The 1,791-nt window shown below is 38.6% G+C and carries 1 protein-coding gene; it reads right to left on the bottom strand.

The genetic code is table 11. The annotated features are described in order from the left end of the window. Positions 1 to 205: 205 nt before the first annotated feature. Positions 206 to 1,624, bottom strand: coding sequence for a sodium/glutamate symporter (locus tag AC1DRF_RS25970; protein ID WP_097823094.1), 1,419 nt, complete (start codon positions 1,622 to 1,624; stop codon positions 206 to 208). Positions 1,625 to 1,791: the final 167 nt, after the last annotated feature.

The following is a 1,791-nucleotide window of genomic DNA, read 5'->3' as shown; positions in this document are numbered from 1 at the left end:
GCTTAATGTAAGTCCCTTGCGAACAATTCGTTCAGGAGGAAAGACAAGAGAAAAACCCTGTTAGAAAACTAAAGAATTCCCCTTCTCTATCACAAGCTTCTCATTGCATTGTAAGAGCCCGTAAACATACGTTTACGGGCTCTTGTCTCTCATTCATAAGATATAAATAGAATCAGTTTAGTATGCATATTTTATTTAACCTACGTTATTTTTCAATATGTTCTCCAGTTATTCGAATAACCCCTTCATTTCTATCTAATGGAACAGGAGGACGCGCCCCTAAAGGAACCTTCCAGTGCCACCATTTGAAGATTCTAGCGATGACGAAACATAGAATCGATATGCCTGCAAAAATCCCAACAAACGTCCAGTGCTGTCCGCTTAAGAGCATAACAGGCCCTGCTGACCACGCAAATAATTCTAACGGTGTATTAAGCGGTCCAACTACCGCTGTATCTGTAAGTGTTTTTGATTTGTTATTAGGGTCAATAATTCTTAGTAATGTAAGCCCAATTGCAAACACACCTGTTGAATAGCCATACACAAATATGGAACGTTCAAACCAGCTTTCATAGTTCATGGCCGGTCCAATTACGACTAGCATCACCACTACTATTGCTATACCTGAAAGCATTAATAAACCCAGTGGAAGTGCATATTCCACAACAATAGGTAATTTGATTGAAGCTACTCCAAAAAATACAAGAAAATCGGTTGCTGCACTGCCTAAACGATCGACTACCTTACTATCAACGTATTTATAAACCCCTTTTTCTCCTTTGCCTAGCAATATGTACATAAGCAGCGCTATCAAAAATGCTATTGTAAACGTTGGGAATTCTAGTCCCCAAGCAGTCGCAATATAATTGTTTAATAAGTATCCCAAACCTGATGGCACAACTAATAATGCTAAATGAAAGGCTAATGGATCCATCGCAATTGGTGAAATAGTGTCATCCCCCATTGCTGTTCTATTTTTAGGCTGAACTAATCCCGTTTTTAAATCCTCGGAAATTTCCGAGAAGTCTTTTACATAATGAGTGTATCCCTTTCGAGTTGCCCATTTTATAAAAATAAGTCCACCAAAAATACCTGCTAAAATACCGCCGGTAGCAGCGGTCATCCCTAAGTCCGTTGCATTTTCCCAGCCTAGATTTTCAAAGGTTGTACCTACCGCTGCCGCTGTTCCATGTCCTCCATAAAATCCGGCTGCTAAAAGTAAACCAAATCCGTTATTAATTTCTGGAGCAAACTTTGAAATCACTAAAATAGAAAAGACAATCGGAATAGACATTTGAAGGCCTATACAAAGAATTTTATAAGTGGCATATGCGCCCATTCGATTGATATCCTTTTTCATATTGCCGGGTGAAAAAGAAAACCCGTTTATTCCAACTGCCGCAAATACAAAAATGGTAATAATCCCTGCATAGGAGCTAATATCTTCAGAAAAAGGTAGGATGTTTAAAAAGCTAGGTCCTAATGCTAAACCTAAAAAACCTGCCAATAAGCTTGCTGGAATAAAACTTCTTTGGATAAATTTAAATTTTGCGCGAAGCAGCATGCCTATCAAAATCAGAACACTGGCACAAGCAAAATCTACTAGTATCGTATATACAGTCATTCATATCCTCCTTTTGCAACTTTAAATGCTTAACAAATTAGCTGATCTTGTTGATGTAGCGGGTGGTGCTAGGTCTAGCTTTTCCCCTTGTATATGTAATACGTTCTCTGGTCTGACCCAAGGTCTATTTTGTATAGCACTTGTTTCTTCATGTGTGAGGTATCCTT

Source organism: Priestia sp. P5_B4 (assembly GCF_056400385.1).
The sequence above is the reverse complement of the archived record's forward strand: the minus strand, read 5'-3'. Positions and strand labels throughout refer to the sequence as shown.

What these genes read in the sequence shown, in the direction of transcription:
- AC1DRF_RS25970 (WP_097823094.1), bottom strand. Translation starts at nt 1,624, where the DNA reads ATGACTGTATATACGATACTAGTAGATTTTGCTTGTGCCAGTGTTCTG.